The organism is Catenuloplanes indicus (assembly GCF_030813715.1).
GTDB classification, from domain to species: Bacteria; Actinomycetota; Actinomycetes; order Mycobacteriales; family Micromonosporaceae; genus Catenuloplanes; species Catenuloplanes indicus.
Map to the genome: position 1 here is coordinate 8,725,585 of NZ_JAUSUZ010000001.1, position 13,873 is coordinate 8,739,457.

Annotated in this window: 15 protein-coding genes and 1 pseudogene; 5 read left to right on the forward strand and 11 right to left on the reverse strand. The window is 71.8% G+C overall.

What is annotated here, in order from left to right:
- Positions 1-6: 6 nt before the first annotated feature.
- From J2S42_RS39155 to J2S42_RS39185, 7 genes and pseudogenes are all read right to left on the reverse strand, one after another.
- The gene (locus J2S42_RS39155; RefSeq protein WP_370879350.1) at positions 7-378 is read right to left on the reverse strand and encodes a transposase family protein; all 372 of its coding nucleotides are present in this window, start codon (positions 376-378) and stop codon (positions 7-9) included.
- A 14-nt stretch (positions 379-392) separates the two neighbouring features.
- Positions 393-1,189 (reverse strand): IS5 family transposase gene (locus J2S42_RS39160; protein ID WP_307247721.1). Its coding sequence is split into 2 segments (ribosomal slippage): positions 393-859 and positions 859-1,189, totalling 798 coding nucleotides; the frame shifts between segments, so codons are not numbered across the junction.
- 83 nt (positions 1,190-1,272) lie between these two features.
- A pseudogene (locus tag J2S42_RS39165) lies at positions 1,273-1,686 on the reverse strand (transposase family protein); the annotation flags it as partial.
- 241 nt (positions 1,687-1,927) lie between these two features.
- Positions 1,928-2,833, reverse strand: coding sequence for an LLM class flavin-dependent oxidoreductase (locus J2S42_RS39170; protein ID WP_307247723.1), 906 nt, complete (start codon positions 2,831-2,833; stop codon positions 1,928-1,930).
- Positions 2,834-2,899: 66 nt separating this feature from the next.
- Positions 2,900-3,247: a winged helix-turn-helix transcriptional regulator gene (locus J2S42_RS39175; protein ID WP_307247725.1), complete on the reverse strand. Its 348-nt coding sequence runs from the start codon at positions 3,245-3,247 to the stop codon at positions 2,900-2,902.
- 445 nt (positions 3,248-3,692) lie between these two features.
- Positions 3,693-4,388 carry a cation efflux transmembrane domain-containing protein gene (locus J2S42_RS39180; protein WP_307247727.1) on the reverse strand — a complete coding sequence of 232 codons (696 nt, stop codon included), beginning with the start codon at positions 4,386-4,388 and terminating at the stop codon, positions 3,693-3,695.
- Positions 4,388-4,717, reverse strand: a complete 330-nt coding sequence (locus J2S42_RS39185; RefSeq protein ID WP_307247728.1) for an ArsR/SmtB family transcription factor — start codon at positions 4,715-4,717, stop codon at positions 4,388-4,390. Before J2S42_RS39185 ends, J2S42_RS39180 begins: the two co-directional genes overlap by 1 nt.
- A 268-nt stretch (positions 4,718-4,985) precedes the next feature.
- Here J2S42_RS39185 and J2S42_RS39190 point away from each other — a divergent pair, with 268 nt between their 5' ends.
- Positions 4,986-5,507, forward strand: a complete 522-nt coding sequence (locus J2S42_RS39190) for a DUF4262 domain-containing protein (protein ID WP_307247730.1) — start codon at positions 4,986-4,988, stop codon at positions 5,505-5,507.
- 5 nt (positions 5,508-5,512) lie between these two features.
- Here the strand turns inward: J2S42_RS39190 and J2S42_RS39195 are convergent, their stop codons facing one another.
- Positions 5,513-6,325, reverse strand: coding sequence for a hypothetical protein (locus tag J2S42_RS39195; protein WP_307247732.1), 813 nt, complete (start codon positions 6,323-6,325; stop codon positions 5,513-5,515).
- Between the two features lie 545 nt (positions 6,326-6,870).
- Between J2S42_RS39195 and J2S42_RS39200 the strand changes: the two genes are divergently transcribed.
- Both J2S42_RS39200 and J2S42_RS39205 read left to right on the forward strand, forming a co-directional pair.
- Positions 6,871-7,467, forward strand: coding sequence for a TetR/AcrR family transcriptional regulator (locus J2S42_RS39200; protein WP_307247734.1), 597 nt, complete (start codon positions 6,871-6,873; stop codon positions 7,465-7,467).
- Positions 7,464-8,288 carry an NAD(P)H-dependent oxidoreductase gene (locus J2S42_RS39205; protein WP_307247736.1) on the forward strand — a complete coding sequence of 275 codons (825 nt, stop codon included), beginning with the start codon at positions 7,464-7,466 and terminating at the stop codon, positions 8,286-8,288. The genes J2S42_RS39200 and J2S42_RS39205 overlap by 4 nt, the downstream gene beginning before the upstream one ends.
- Before the next feature lie 175 nt (positions 8,289-8,463).
- On the opposite strand, the gene J2S42_RS39210 is transcribed toward J2S42_RS39205, so the two are convergent.
- Positions 8,464-8,781 (reverse strand): PadR family transcriptional regulator, encoded by a 318-nt coding sequence (locus J2S42_RS39210; RefSeq protein ID WP_307249281.1) that lies wholly within the window; start codon positions 8,779-8,781, stop codon positions 8,464-8,466.
- A gap of 127 nt (positions 8,782-8,908) precedes the next feature.
- Between J2S42_RS39210 and J2S42_RS39215 the strand changes: the two genes are divergently transcribed.
- Complete coding sequence (locus tag J2S42_RS39215; RefSeq protein WP_307247738.1) at positions 8,909-12,226, forward strand: DUF4132 domain-containing protein; 3,318 nt, start codon at positions 8,909-8,911, stop codon at positions 12,224-12,226.
- A 52-nt stretch (positions 12,227-12,278) separates the two neighbouring features.
- Here the strand turns inward: J2S42_RS39215 and J2S42_RS39220 are convergent, their stop codons facing one another.
- Both J2S42_RS39220 and J2S42_RS39225 read right to left on the reverse strand, forming a co-directional pair.
- Positions 12,279-12,725 (reverse strand): hypothetical protein, encoded by a 447-nt coding sequence (locus tag J2S42_RS39220; protein WP_307247740.1) that lies wholly within the window; start codon positions 12,723-12,725, stop codon positions 12,279-12,281.
- Between the two features lie 159 nt (positions 12,726-12,884).
- The gene (locus tag J2S42_RS39225; RefSeq protein WP_307247742.1) at positions 12,885-13,403 is read right to left on the reverse strand and encodes a GNAT family N-acetyltransferase; all 519 of its coding nucleotides are present in this window, start codon (positions 13,401-13,403) and stop codon (positions 12,885-12,887) included.
- Between the two features lie 135 nt (positions 13,404-13,538).
- Here J2S42_RS39225 and J2S42_RS39230 point away from each other — a divergent pair, with 135 nt between their 5' ends.
- On the forward strand, positions 13,539-13,835 hold the full coding sequence (locus J2S42_RS39230; protein WP_307247744.1) for a hypothetical protein: 297 nt from the start codon (positions 13,539-13,541) through the stop codon (positions 13,833-13,835).
- The last annotated feature ends 38 nt before the right edge of the window (positions 13,836-13,873 follow it).

A 13,873-nucleotide genomic window follows, 5' to 3' on the forward strand; every position in this document is an offset into this window, starting at 1 on the left:
CCTTTTTCATCCTGGTGTGTGGCCTGCGTCGATGTGGTCGAGGACCAGGATGGCTTGGATGATGGTGGTGGTGCGGTGCGGGCTGCAGCGGAGTTTGGTCAGGATCTTCCATTGCTTCAGGGTGGCGTTGGCTTGTTCGCCGATGGCTCGTAGGCGGGCGTGTCCTTTATTGGCGGTTTTCTCTCCGGTCGATAGTTTGCGCCAGCGGCTGCCGCGGTAGGGGACGAGGACGTTGTCGGGGGCGCCGAGGTAGGCCTTGTCGGCGAGGACGGTGATGTTCGCGCTGGCGAGGGCGTCGATGATGCCGTGGGTGCGGGCGGCGGTGAGGTCGTGGGCGCCGCCGGGCAGGGCGGGTGAGGCCCATAGAGCTCCTAACACGATCTCGGTATGGGCTATTTGATCAAGCGTCGCCAGCAGATGAGGGCGCAGCCGAGGCTGACGAATGCTTCGTGGAGGTCGAGGTGTCGTTCCCAGCGGATGGCGAGGCGGCGGAACTGGTGGAGCAGGGCGATGCCCTGTTCGACGACGTAGCGCAGCCGGCCGAGGCCTTTGATGTGCTTGCGGCCGCGTTGCGGGATGATCGGCTCGGTCCCGCGTCGTCGGCACTCGGCCCTGAATCCCTTGCTGTCATAGCCTTTGTCGGCCAGCAGGACCGGGAACCGGAACCGCGGCCGGCCCACTCGGCCGGCGATCGGGGGCACGGAGTCCAGCAGCGTGACGGCCATGCTGATGTCCGGCATGTTGCCGCCGGTCGTGATCACCTTCAGCGGTGTGCCTTCGCCGTCGGTGATCACATGGTGCTTGCTGCCGGGCTTGCCGCGGTTGACCGGCGACGGACCTGTGCCGGGACCCCCTTTTTCGCGTCGACGTGACCGCCGTCCATGACCGCCCGTGACCAGTCGATGCGGCCCGCCGCGTTCAGCTCCGCGAGCAGGATCCGGTGCAGCCGGTCGAAGACACCCGCGTCGGTCCACCGCCGCAGCCGACGCCAGCACGTCATCCCCGACCCGAACCCCAGCTCCTGCGGCAGGTCCTCCCAGCCGATCCCGGTGTAGAGCACGTACAACACCCCTTGCAGGCACAACCGGTCCGGGACCGGGCGCGGCCCGGGGGACCTCTCCGGCCACGGCGGCAGCAACGGCTCGATCAACGCCCACAACTCGTCATCGACCACCCACGGCGCACTCACGCCGTACCGAACGAGACCCAACTGTCCACGACTCGCTGATCAACATCGATTCAGCAGATCGTGTTAGGAGCTCATAGCCATGTGCCTTGTGGGCTGGCGATCGTTTGGGTGTTCATGCCGTGCCGGTGATGTTTTCCGGAGTAGTACGGTTTTTGGTCCGCGACCCGGTCGATGGGTATCAGGGTGCCATCGAGGATGACGTACGGGTACCGGCGGATCCGGTCCATGGCGGTGGCCAGATCGGGTGCGGCGGCGGCGAGCAGGGCGATGGCTTCCTGGACGTAGCGCCAGGCGGTCGTGACCCCGATACCGAATCCGGCGGCCAGGCGGGTGTAGGTGTCCCCGTTACGCAGGTGTGCCAGGGCGAGAAGGGCCTGGTCGCGGGGTGTCAGCCGCCGCCACCGGGATCGTTGCTGGTGGCGGTGGCGGCGGATATGGCCGGTGAGGTGGTTGAGGGTGCGGGTGGACAACGAGATCGTGGCGGGGTAAGACAGCACGGGCGAGGCTCCCTGGTCGGGGCATCGGATCTTGGTCGACTGCTGGACATTCCCGTCGCCGACCTGAAGGCCGCGCACCTGGGCGTCGTCAAGCGAGAACGCCGTGCGCCGCGTGTCCATCGCCATCGACGATAGTCGGCCGCGGCACGAAGCGGCCCGACCGGCACGCTGCCGATCGGGCCGCATCATTCGTCAGGGGGTGTCCCTATGGCTACTGCAACCGCATTAACGACTCAGGACGCTAGACGAGCTTCCGCAGCTCCTCCAGCATCTCGATCTGCACGTCGATCGGGTCGGTGGGCGGCATCGCGAACGAGACCGCGGTGATGCCGTGCGGCCGGAGCCGGTCGATGTCCGCGGCGATCTGGGTGGGGGTGCCGCCGAGGAACGGGCGGTCGCCGGGCATCGGCTGGCGGGTTATTGGCGTGTTGGACTGCGCGGTCACGGTCAGCGCGGCCGGGTCGCGGCCGAGGCGCTCGGCGGCGGCCCGGAATCGTGCGGTCTGCGCGGTGATCGCGTCCAGTGAGAACGCCACCGGCATGATGCCGTCCGCGATGCGTGCGGCCCGGTCCACGCCGGCCTCGGTGTTGACGCCCATCACGATGGGGATGCGCCCGCGTACCGGCTTGGGATTGATCTCCGAGGCCTCGATCGTGTAGAAACGGCCGTCGTATTCGACCGGGTCCGGTCCCCAGGCGGCCCGGATCGCCGCGACCATGTCGTCGAGGCCGGCGCCACGGCGCTTCCACGGTACGTTCGCGGTCGCGAACTCCTGCGGCAGCGAGCCCTGCCCGACACCGGCGACGACGCGGCCGTCGCTGAACCGGTCGAGCGTGGCGAGCCGGCGGGCCAGCATGACCGGCGTGTGCAGCAGCGCGTTGAGCACGCTGGTGCCGAGCGTGATCCTGCTGGTCAGCGCGGCCACGTGGCCGAGCGTCTGGAGCGGCTCGTAGGTGGTGCCGTAGAGCTCCGGCAGGCGCTGCAGCGTGCCGTCCGGGCCGGGCCACACGCCGGCCATCGGGCGCAGCAGCCGTTCGTAGGTCCACAGTGAATCCCAGCCGAGCCGTTCCGCGGCCTGGGCGATGGTGACGATGTTCGCCGGGGACGCGTGGACCCCGGACACGGGCAGCATGACGCCGAGTTTCATGCCCCCATGCTCGCGACCGGGCGGCATGGCCCGCAACGACGAGGTAACCGGGTTACCTTTGGTAACCTATGCGTCGTCCCACCGCCGGACGAACCCGGCGATCGGCTGCAGCGAGGCGACCAGGTCGACGCCGCGCGGGGTGAGGCGGTAGCGCACGGAAACCGGCGTGGTGGGCACGACGATCCGCTCGACCAGCCGGGCGGCCTGAAGCTGCTTCAGCCGGACGGTGAGCATGCGCGCGGAGATGCCGGTGGCCGCGGCCGCGATCTCGGTGAACCGCTCGGTGCCGCGGGCCAGCGCGATGAGGATGCTGGGCGACCACCGCTGCCCGACGATCTCCAGCGCCGCACCGGCCCGCTTGCACTCGGCCTCGTCGCTGTGGTTCCACTGCGACCGGGATCTCTGCGTAGTCACTTACGAATGGTAACCAGGTTGCGTGAAAACAGGAGATCCGGCATCTCACCGTACCCGCGGGCCGATCGGGCTCGCGCCCGACCTCCACCTGCCCGCCGGCTTCGACGAGGCCGCGGCGCCTCAGCCCGCCGTGGTGCTGTCCGCGCCGGGCGCAGCGTGAAGGAGCAGATCGGTGCCGAGTACGCGTCCCGGCTCGCGGCCCGGGAATCCCGGCGCTCACGTTCGACCCGGCCCACCAAGGCCGCAGCGGCGGCGAACCGCGGGACCCCGAGGACCCGTACCGGCGGAGCGAGGACCGATTAGGTCCCCGAGAACGGGATCCGTTTGTCAGCGACAGGCGGAGCCGGTGTCGCGACGACGGGCATGATCGATGCCGGCGATTTGGGGAGCCATCGGTATCCGTGTCTCGGCCGCGTCGCGGGTGTGGCTGCGGCTGGTATTGCTGTCAGTGCTGGTGTGGGGTGCAGCAGCCGTCTTGGCAGGTGTCACCCGTGGTGGTGAGCGGTGTGCAGCAGGTGTCGCCGCGCCAGGCGTCGCGGCCTTCTTTGACGGCGACGGCGGCGATGATGAGCGCGGCGATCGGGTCGGCCCAGCTCCAGCCGAACAGGCTGTTGAGGCCGAGGCCGGCGAGCAGGACCGCGGACAGATAGGTACAGAGCAGGGTCTGTTTGGAGTCGGCGACGGCGGTGCGGGAGCCGAGTTCGCGGCCGGCGTGGCGCTGCGCCCAGGACAGGCCGGGCATGACCGCCAGGGAGACTGCGGCCAGGGTGAGCCCGATGGTGGAGTGCGCGGCGTCGCCGTCGCCGAGTAGTGCGCGGACCGACTCGACGGTGACGTAGGCGGCGAGCGCGAAGAACGACACCGCGATGATCCGCAGCGCGGTTTTCTCCCGGGCGGCGGGGTCGCGGGCGGTGAACTGCCAGGCGACCGCGGCGGCGGAGGAGACCTCGATGACGGAGTCGAGGCCGAACCCGATCAGCGCAGTCGACCCGGCGGTCGTGCCGGCGCTGATCGCGACGACGGCCTCGATGAGGTTGTAGCCGATCGTGGCGGCGACCAGTAGCCGGATCCGGCGGGTCAGGACCGCCCGGCGGGCCGGTGCCGGGCCGGCGGGTGCGAGCGGGAGCAGGGGCAGGCTCATCAGCAGCAGTTCTTCGTCTCGGTGTCCGGGCAGGCGGCCGGGTCGACCGCGAGGACCAGTCCGAGCAGGTCGTTCAGGGCGTGGCGGAGGCGGACGTCGGCGAGTTCGTAGCGGGTGCGTCGTCCCTCGGGGGCGGCGACGACCAGGCCGCAGCCGCGCAGGCAGGCGAGGTGGTTGGACAGGTTCTGCCGGGTGACGCCGAGCAGGTCGGCCAACTCTGCCGGGTATCCGGGGGAGTCGCGCAGCGCGAGCAGCAGCCGGGCGCGGGTCGGGTCGGACAGGGCGTGGCCGAACCGGGCGAGGACCTGCCCGTGTGTCACCGTCTCCATGCCCCGACAGTACAGCTTTGGCTGTATTCAGAAAACGTGGCTCCCCAGGTAGGCCGATCTGCAGGCCGTTGCCGGGTTCATTGTTCATTGCGGGTAGCCATGGGCCGAACGCCGTATCCAGTATGTGAGTTCGCCTCTGGTTGCGAGCTCGGGGCCGCTTCGGAGCTCATGGGCCGAGTCCTCGTGCTCATGCCGCTACACGACGAATGCCGCAACGCCTGACGTGCCGGACAGCACCGCGATGGAGGGGATCACATACGATCTTGGCGTGATCGAGGCCTCCAGGATCTGCCGCTGCGTCATCTGCCATGACTACGGCGATCGTGACGACTACGACGCGGCGGACCGTGGCGTGATCGCGAACGTGGCGGAGGTCGGGTGGAGCGTCACCGGGGTTCCGGCCGACGAGCGGGGGCCGGGCTGGGCGTACACGATCGGGCGGTGGCATCGGCGGGGTGAGCCCGAGCTGGCCATGTTCGGCCTTGACCTGCGGGTCATGCAGTCCTGCCTGAACATCCTCGGGCAGCGCGACGGTCTCGCCGACGGCCAGGCGCACGACGATGTCGTCAAGGGCTATCCGCTGCGGCTGCGGACCGTCGAGCCGGAGTGGTTCCGGGCGTTCTTCGGGCAGGGGATGTGGTTCTACCGGCACCCGCCGATCCCGTTCCTCGAGGTCGTCTGGCCGGACCGGGACGGCGCGTTCCCCTGGGACACCGGCAGCGCGGCCCAGCCGCACCTGTGGCTGAAGCCGGACGCGCACGCCCGGAACGTCTGGACCCAGGACGTCTGACCGGCTCAACCGGTGATCGACTCCGCGAGGGTACGGTGCGTGCCGGTCAGGCCGCGGGTGTCGCGCAGGGCGCTGGGGTCCGGGCTGACCAGGTCGCCGTACCGCACCGAGACGTCGGTCGGGCTGATCAGGTAGTTGGTGGTCAGGATCGTGGCACGGTGGGCGAGCAGGAATTCCAGGATGCCGTGCAGCCGGCGGCTGTCGCGGGACCAGTGACCGAGTGCGGGCACGTGCAGCACCGCGTCCCCGGTTGCGGCCCGGCTCAGGCGGGTGCGCAGCTCGTCGTCGGCCAACGGCGGCAGGCCCGGGACCGGCGCGGCCGGCAACGTCAGCGGGTGCGGCCCGCCGGCCGCGAACCCGTCGGTGAGCGCCTCCAGGCAGGTCCACGCCCGCGGGTACCGCCCGGCCAGACCCATGAACGGGTGTATCCCGGCCAGCCCGACCGGCTCCCGCAGCCGCGCGCCGAGCAGGTGTGACAGCGGCGCGGCCGCGTACCGCAGCACCGCCGCCACGCCGTAGCTGGGCGCGCCCGCGCGGACCGGCTCGTCCAGCAGGCTGTTGCGGACCACCAGCGCGACCTTGGCCTTCAGGTCCAGCGGCGCGTCCGCCGGTTCCTGCGCGAACGCCTCCTCGACGAACGGCGCGATGAGCACGTCCTGCTCCCGGGCGGGCAGGCTGGCCAGGGCTTCGGCCCGGCGCAGCACGTCGACGGCGATCCGGTGCGCGAGATCCTCGGGCACCTCGCACACGTCGATCAGCATGCCGGGCAGCGTCTGCTCGCAGTACGCGACCATGAACCCCGGGTCGGGAACCGTCATCGTCCCCGAGAATATGGGCGCCGACGACCGTAACACCGGAAAATCCGCAGATCAGGTGCCCGCCGGCGGCTTGACCGCGCGCACCGAGCGGGGGCGCTCCCGCAGTATCCGCTTGGCTGCCGCGTGACCGGCACGCCGCCGGCCGGGAACCGGTCCAGGTCCGCCAGGTGCCGGTCCGCCCGGAGGTGACGGCCACCGTCACGTCGGCGAGCGGAGCCGCTTCGAGCGGCGATCGTCGTGCCGGCGTCGGTGAGCCGGTCGAGGAACCAGCCGGTGCCGGACGGCGCGTTCGGGCAGGCGGAGCGCCGGGGCGCCGGAGAACGCCGATCTCGTGCCCCGCCGCCGGGCCGGCGCCGTGCAGGCCGGATGCGTCACGGTGGCCCCACCGGTGCCCGGCGGGCGCGACCGCAACGGCCGGCCGGTGCGCGGCGTGCGCCACCCCCGCTCCGGACTCGGCCGGCCAGGTGCTGGCGCTGTCACATCGTTTCCTCGTACCTACCATCGGTAATCTACCATCAGTAACCTACTAGTGGTAAGTTGCTGATGTGAACGACCAACCACCGCGGCGGCGCCTGTCCAAAGCGGATCGGCACGCACAGCTGCTGGACGTGGCGCGGGAACTGATCCGCGACACCGGCACCGACGAGCTCACCCTCGGGCGGCTCGCCGAGCGGGCCGGAGTGACCAAACCCCTGGTGTACGACCACTTCGGCGACCGGGCGGGACTGCTCGCCGAGCTGTACCGCGCGTTCGAGGCCCGCCAGCGGGACACCCTCGAGACCGCCATCGCGCAGGTCGAGCGCGAGCTGCCGGCGGTGGCGAGCGTGGTCGCCGGGGCGTACATCGACTGCTGCATCGCCGAGGGCCGGGAGATGGCCGACGTCGTCGCGGCGCTGGCCGGCTCGTCGGCCCTCAGCCGGGTCCGCCAGGAGGCCGAGGACGCCTACCTCGTCATGTGCCGCACGGCACTGGAACCCTTCTGCGACCCGCTCGACGCGGCCGGCCTGCACGCGTTCGTCGGCGCCGCGGACGCGCTGGCCCGCACCGTGCTCGCCGGCCGGATCGGCGCCGCCCGGGCGCGCGCCGTGCTCACCCGCGTCCTCATCGCCATCGCTCTCGACCCCACCGAGGTGACCCCATGACGATCACGCACCCACCGAAGCCCGGCACCGCCCACTGGATCTACGCGCACCCGCGCCGCGGATCCCTCAACGACCGCCTCTTCCAGGCGGGGACCGAAGAGCTCGCCATCCGGTACGACGTGGCGACGTCCGACCTCAACGCGCAGGGTTTCGACCCCGTGCTCGGCGAGCGCGACCTCGGCGATCTCGCCGCGAAGCCCGGGAACATCGCGGTACTGGCCGGCGAGGCCTACGCCGAGAACCAGCTCCCCGCCGACATCCGCGCGGAACAGGCCAAGATCGCCGCAGCTGAACTGGTCGTCGTGCAGTTCCCGCTGTGGTGGTACGGGATGCCGGCGATCCTCAAGGGCTGGTTCGACCGCGTCCTGACCGCCGGCTTCGCCTACGGCGACGACGACCCGGAGCATGGAGTGCCACGGCGGTACGGCGACGGCGGTCTCACCGGCCGCCGGGCCCTGGTCGTGGTCACCGCGGGCGACGACGCCGGCACTCTCGGCCCCCGCGGCATCAGCGGCGACCTGGAGTCCCTGTTGTTCCCGCTCACCCACGGCATCCTCTGGTACGTCGGCATCGAGACCCTCGACCTGCACGTCGTCCACGACGCGGACACGCTCGACGCCGCCGCGGTCGACCACGAGATCGCCCGCCTCCGGAAACGACTCCACACCGTCGGCACCGAGACCCCGATCCGGTTCCGCCGGCTGCGCGACGGCGACTACCGGGAGACCCGGGCGCTGCGTGCGGACCTCTACCCCGGCCGCACCGACCTCGGCATTCACGTCGTCCCGGCGCCGCGCGACCCGGACCCGGCGCCGCGGTAGCGAGCCGCGGCGAGATACCGGTCGGCGGCCCGCACGTGGGATGGCGGGTCGGGCGGATCGTCGAGGTGCCGTTGCCGGCCGGGATGGCCGCATCCAGCAGCGTGGTCAGCAGTTCAAGACCGCGCCTTCGGCGATGATCCCGCGGGTACGCCATCAGTCGCCTGCGGTAGTGCGCTCACGCGGTGGCCGGGCGGGTGGCGAGCCGGGCGACGGCCGCGTCGGAGTGCCGGCGCAGCCGGGCGGCCTCGGTGGCGAGCGCGGTGGCGCCGGCCTCCGCGAGGCGGTAGTAGCGCCGGAGACGGCCGTCGACGGCCTCCTCCCGGTCGACCTCGATCAGGCCCTGCTCGGAGAGCCGGTCCAGGGCGCCGTAGAGCGTGCCGGTGCGCAGCGTGACGCTGCCCTGGGAGAGCGCGCTGACCTGTTGCATCACGCCGTAGCCGTGCAACGGGCCGGACGCGAGCGCGGTGAGGATCAGGAACGTGGGTTCCTGCATGGTAGCCATGGACGCATACTACAGCGACCGGCATACGTCGTCCAACGTACTATGTCGGTCCGGCTTTCTGTCGTACCGGGTCGTTACAGTGACGCCGGTTTCCGAACGGATGTGAGAGGCGGACGGTGTGGGCGGCTTTCCGGACGAGGACACGCTGCTGCCGCAGAGCGGCTGGCGGCGCGGGCACCTGCTGCGCCCGGGCGGCTGGTTCACCGATCCGCCCGGGCGGGTCGACGCGGCGAAGGCGGCGGCGAACGCGGCGGCGCTGTTCGACGCGCAGCGGGACGGGGCACTGCGTCTGCTGATCGGCCGGCCCGACGACGGCGGCCTCGGTGAGTCCGGCCGGGCCGCGCTGGCGGACCCGGCGACCGCGACGCCGGCCGGGGCGGCCGCGCTGCTGGCCGCGTTCGTGCACACGCGGGGCTGGCGAGGCGACGACCGGGTGGCCGACGTGGCCGACCACTGGATCGTCACGCGCGGGCTGACCTTCGCGGTGACCGTCTCCGCGGAGCTCGCCGGGATCTACACGAACAGCCACGTGCGGGCGGCGACCGACCACGACTTCGCCCAGCGGCAGCACCACCACTTCCAGGGCTGGGCGGAGCTGTACTCGATCGCCTTCTCCGGCCGGATCCGCAACCGGCTGGCGACCGCCGGTGCCGGGGAGCGCGCGGCGGCGGAGGCGGTGCTCACGCCGTACCGTGGCGGCAATCCGATCCAGCGGGCGATGGCCGGCTTCCTGCTGCCGGCCCGCGAGGACTGGCTGGCCGAGGACGTCGCCTGGCTGCCGTCCGCGCCGGTGCCGCACGTGATCGGCGGCCTGCTGCTCCCGTCGCTGCGCACCGTGGCGCAGCTCGACGCGGTGATCGACTACGTGACGCCGTGGTGGGTGCTGCGGCGCCCCGGCGAGGTGACCGCCGTCGTCGAAGGACTCGGCGCGGCGGTGCTGCCGAGGCTGCTCGCCTGGCTCGACGACCGGAAATGGGGTGCGGAGGCGGAGCGGAAGGTCCTGCAGATGATCGCGGCGCTGCCGTCCGACGAGGCCTACCAGGCGCTGCTCGACCGGTCCACGGAGAAGTACGTGCTGCCCGCGCTGCACGAGGCGGCCGCGCGATTCCCCCGCCGTGCGCTGCGGCTGACCGCCGCGTCCGGCGCGCGGCCCGTCGCCGAGCTGCTGCGCGGGCACGTCAACCGGCACCGGGAGCTGGCCACCACAATGCTGCCGGAGCTGGACGGTCCGGCCGCGGCCCGGGTCGGTGCGCTGCTCACCGACGTCGACGCCGCAGCGGACGCCCCCGCGGACAGCCTGCCGCGCGTGCTGGTCAGCCCACCGTGGGCGGACCGGAAGAACGCGCCGAAGCCGGCCGTGATCGCCGGCCTGACCGCGGACCTGCCGGCCGCCGAGGCGTGGGAGCCGGGCGAGCGCGAGAAATTCCTCGCGATGAAGGACGACTACTACTATTTCAAGTACAACCACGAGCGTGCCGACTACCCGGCCATGGCCGAGCGGTACGCGCGCGGCGAACTGCGTTACGGCGAGGAGAGCCTGCTCTTCGCGCTCGGACCGGAGCCGCTGTCCCGGCCGCTGCTCGCCGACTGGCGCCCGCGGTACGTGTGGAGCGCCGAGTCCTGGCTGCCGCCGATCGTCGCCCGGCACGGCCTCGCCGCGCTGCCGGCCGCGATCCGGATCGCGCAGCGTGCCCCGTCCGCCGCGCCGGCGCTGCTGCCGTTCACCAGCTCCGAACTGGCCGCCCTGATGGCGGACTGGTTCGCCCGCACGAAGACCATGCGCGACCTGGCCCGCGAATGGCTGACCCGGCACCCGGGCGTCGCGGCCCGGGCGCTGATCCCGGCCGCGCTCGGCAAGCCCGGCGTGGCCCGCCGCGCCGCCGAGACCGCGCTGCGCGTGCTCGGCCGCGCCGACGTGCTGGCCGCCGCGGCCGGCTACGGCGAGCAGGCCACCGCCGCGATCGCCGCGGCCCTGGACACCGACCCCCTCGACGTGCTCCCGGCGAAGATCCCGCCGCTCGCCGACTGGATCGACCCGGAGACACTGCCCCGGGTGGCGCTGCGCGACGGCACCGGCCTGCTCCCGGTCGACTCGGTCCGGCACCTGCTCACCATGCTGGCGTTCACGAAGCCGGACGACCCGTACCCCGGGATCGCGATCGCCGTGCAACTGCTCGACCCGCATGACCTGGCCGAGCTGGGCCGGGCCGTGTTCGCGCGCTGGCAGGCGGCCGGGGCACCGTCCAAGGACGGCTGGGCGCTGACCTCCCTCGGCGTCACCGGCGACGACGAGACGGTCCGGCGGCTCGCCCCGGTCATCCGCACCTGGCCCGGCGAGGGCGGCCACTCCAAGGCCGTAGCCGGCCTGGACGTGCTGGCCGCGATCGGCACCGACGTGGCACTGATGCACCTGCACGGCATCGCGCAGAAGGTGAAGTTCAAGGGCCTCAAGGACCGCGCCACCGACAAGATCGACGAGGTGGCCGCATCGCTCGGCCTGACCGCGGAGGAACTGGCCGACCGCCTCGTGCCCGACCTCGGCCTGGCCGCGGACGGGTCGATGCGCCTGGACTACGGGCCGCGCGCGTTCGTGGTCGGCTTCGACGAACAGCTCAAGCCGTACGTGACGGACGGAACCGGCAAACGGCTCAAGGCACTGCCGAAGCCGGGCGCGCGGGACGACGCCGAACGCGCGGCGGAGTCGTACGCCCGGTTCTCGGCGCTGAAGAAGGACGCCCGGACGATCGCGGCCGACCAGATCGCCCGGCTGGAACGCGCCATGGTCACCGGACGGCGATGGACCGGCGCGGAGTTCCGGCAATACTTCGCCGGTCACCCGCTGCTGGTGCACATCGTCCGGCGGCTGGTCTGGGCCGTCTACACCGACGGCGTGGTCAGCGCCGGCTTCCGGGTCGCCGAGGACCGCAGCCTCTCCGACGCCGACGACGAGCCGACGACCGTCGCGGACGACGCCGTGGTCGGCCTGCCGCACCCGCTCGAACTCGGCGTCGCGGTGCCCGGGTGGGCGGAAGTGTTCGCCGACTACGAGATCCTGCAACCGTTCGCGCAGCTCGGGCGCGAGGTCTACACCCCGTCGCCGGATGACTTCGCCGCGATCGAAGGGCACGTCGTGCCGGTCGGGCGGGTGCTCGGCATGGAGAAGACGGGGTGGCGGCGCGGGGCGCCGCAGGACGCCGGCATCCAGGGCTGGATGGAGCGGCCGCTGCGCGGCGACCGGCTCGCGGTCCTCGATCTCGACCCCGGCATCGTGGTCGGCCTGGTGACCGAGTTCGAGGAGCAGACGCTCGGCCTGCTCCGCGTCGTCGAGGGAGCGAACCCCTGGTCGTCCGGCGTGCCGTCCGTCCCCCTCGACCGGCTCGACCCGGTCACCGCCGCCGAGCTGATGCGCGACCTGACGCTCCTGACCGCCTCGTGACCTGCCTCGTGCGTGACCTGACCGGGGCGCACGTGGATGGCCGCCATCCTCCTCAGCCCGCCGAGGCGCGCTGAGGAGGACGGCCGCCAGGGAGGGGTCCGGCTGCGAGGGCGAGTGCCAGCACCAGCATCGAACCGATACCGGCGTACAGACCCCACATCACCTCGTGCGTCAGACCGGAAATGTCGATGAGCACCAGGTCGTCCCGGACGATGTCACCGAACTCGCCGGCCGGCTCGGTCGAGGCACTCCACTGCATCCCGCCGCTGAGATCCACCGACGGAATGGAGAGCCAGGCCCAGACGGTCAGCCCGGCTGCGGCCAGGACGATGCCGGCCGCCACCCCTCGCACGACCGCCGGCGCCGTCCGGAAGGTCGCCACGATGCCGGCGACGGCGGCCAGCACACAGAGCACGATCGCCGCACTCCACCAGGTCGACGACGCCCACGCCGACGCGGTGTTGGTGTCCACACCGGTCCTGCCGGTCGCCCAGGTCATGCGAAACCAGGGCGCGAACGTCCCCACGACGACCACACACAGCGCGGAAATGGCGACGATCCATCGGTACGCAATACAGTCAGGTCGCATCGGCAGTCCAGTGTGGTCGCACCACTTTCTCGCCCGGCAGTAACGCTCGGAGTCGTCGATCCGGCGGTCTCAGCGGCCCGGACCGTAGATGCGGACCGGCTGACCGTCGCCGTACGTGGTGTTGCGCTCGAAGCGAAGGCCGATCTTCTCGGCCACGCGCTGGGACGGGACGTTGGCCGGGTCGATTATCGCGACGATCCGGTCGATGCCCAGCGTCTCGCGGGCGTGTGCGAGGCAGGCCGCAGCGGCCTCGGTGGCGTACCCCAGGCCCTGCGCGCCGGACCGGACGTGGTAGCCGACCTCGACCTCGGTGGTGCCGTCCACCTCCTGCGGTGTCAGGCCGCAGTCGCCGAGGAACTCCCCGGTCGCGCGTGACCGGATCACCCAGAGGCCGAACCCCGCCCGCGTGTAGAGGCCCTGGTTCCAGCCGATCCAGTGCAGCGCCTCGGCCCGGGTCTTCGGCCGCGGGTAGTACCGCATCACCTCGGCGTCGCCGAGCAGCGCGGCCATGTCGTCCAGGTCGTCGGGCGTCATCTCCGCGAAGGTCAGCCGCGCGGTGTCCGCGGGCGGCCCGTCAGTGCCACCCATGTCGTTCCCCCCGTTGTTGATGTCGGCCAACGATAGCGCGACCTGACGGGCAGCACCCGGCCCCACCCGTCCGTTGTGACGTCATGGCGCGGCGGTTGTTCGCGGGCAGTTCAGCACGTGCGGTGGGATCGCCGCATGTCCGACACCGGCACCAAGCGCGTGTACGTCAGGTCGGCCGACTTCGCCAGGATCGCGGAGCGGATCCACATGGAGCGGCTGCTGCGCGGCGACCGGCTCGCGGTCCTCGATCTCGACCCCGGCATCGTGGTCGGCCTGGTGACCGAGTTCGAGGAGCAGACGCTCGGCCTGCTCCGCGTCGTCGAGGGAGCGAACCCCTGGTCGTCCGGCGTGCCGTCCGTCCCCCTCGACCGGCTCGACCCGGTCACCGCCTCCGAGCTGATGCGCGACCTGACCCTGCTCATCACGTCGTGACCCGCGTTTACAGGAGGGGGAACATCCCAGCCGGTGCG

Excerpts from the sequence above, each read along its gene's own strand:
- J2S42_RS39185 (WP_307247728.1), bottom strand. The coding sequence starts at position 4,717 with ATGGAGACGGTGACACACGGGCAGGTCCTCGCCCGGTTCGGCCACGCC.
- J2S42_RS39210 (WP_307249281.1), bottom strand. The coding sequence starts at position 8,781 with ATGCAGGAACCCACGTTCCTGATCCTCACCGCGCTCGCGTCCGGCCCG.
- J2S42_RS39225 (WP_307247742.1), bottom strand. The coding sequence starts at position 13,403 with ATGGGTGGCACTGACGGGCCGCCCGCGGACACCGCGCGGCTGACCTTC.
- J2S42_RS39170 (WP_307247723.1), bottom strand. The coding sequence starts at position 2,833 with ATGAAACTCGGCGTCATGCTGCCCGTGTCCGGGGTCCACGCGTCCCCG.
- J2S42_RS39195 (WP_307247732.1), bottom strand. The coding sequence starts at position 6,325 with ATGACGGTTCCCGACCCGGGGTTCATGGTCGCGTACTGCGAGCAGACG.
- J2S42_RS39205 (WP_307247736.1), top strand. The coding sequence starts at position 7,464 with ATGACGATCACGCACCCACCGAAGCCCGGCACCGCCCACTGGATCTAC.
- J2S42_RS39230 (WP_307247744.1), top strand. The coding sequence starts at position 13,539 with ATGTCCGACACCGGCACCAAGCGCGTGTACGTCAGGTCGGCCGACTTC.
- J2S42_RS39220 (WP_307247740.1), bottom strand. The coding sequence starts at position 12,725 with ATGACCTGGGCGACCGGCAGGACCGGTGTGGACACCAACACCGCGTCG.
- J2S42_RS39180 (WP_307247727.1), bottom strand. The coding sequence starts at position 4,388 with ATGAGCCTGCCCCTGCTCCCGCTCGCACCCGCCGGCCCGGCACCGGCC.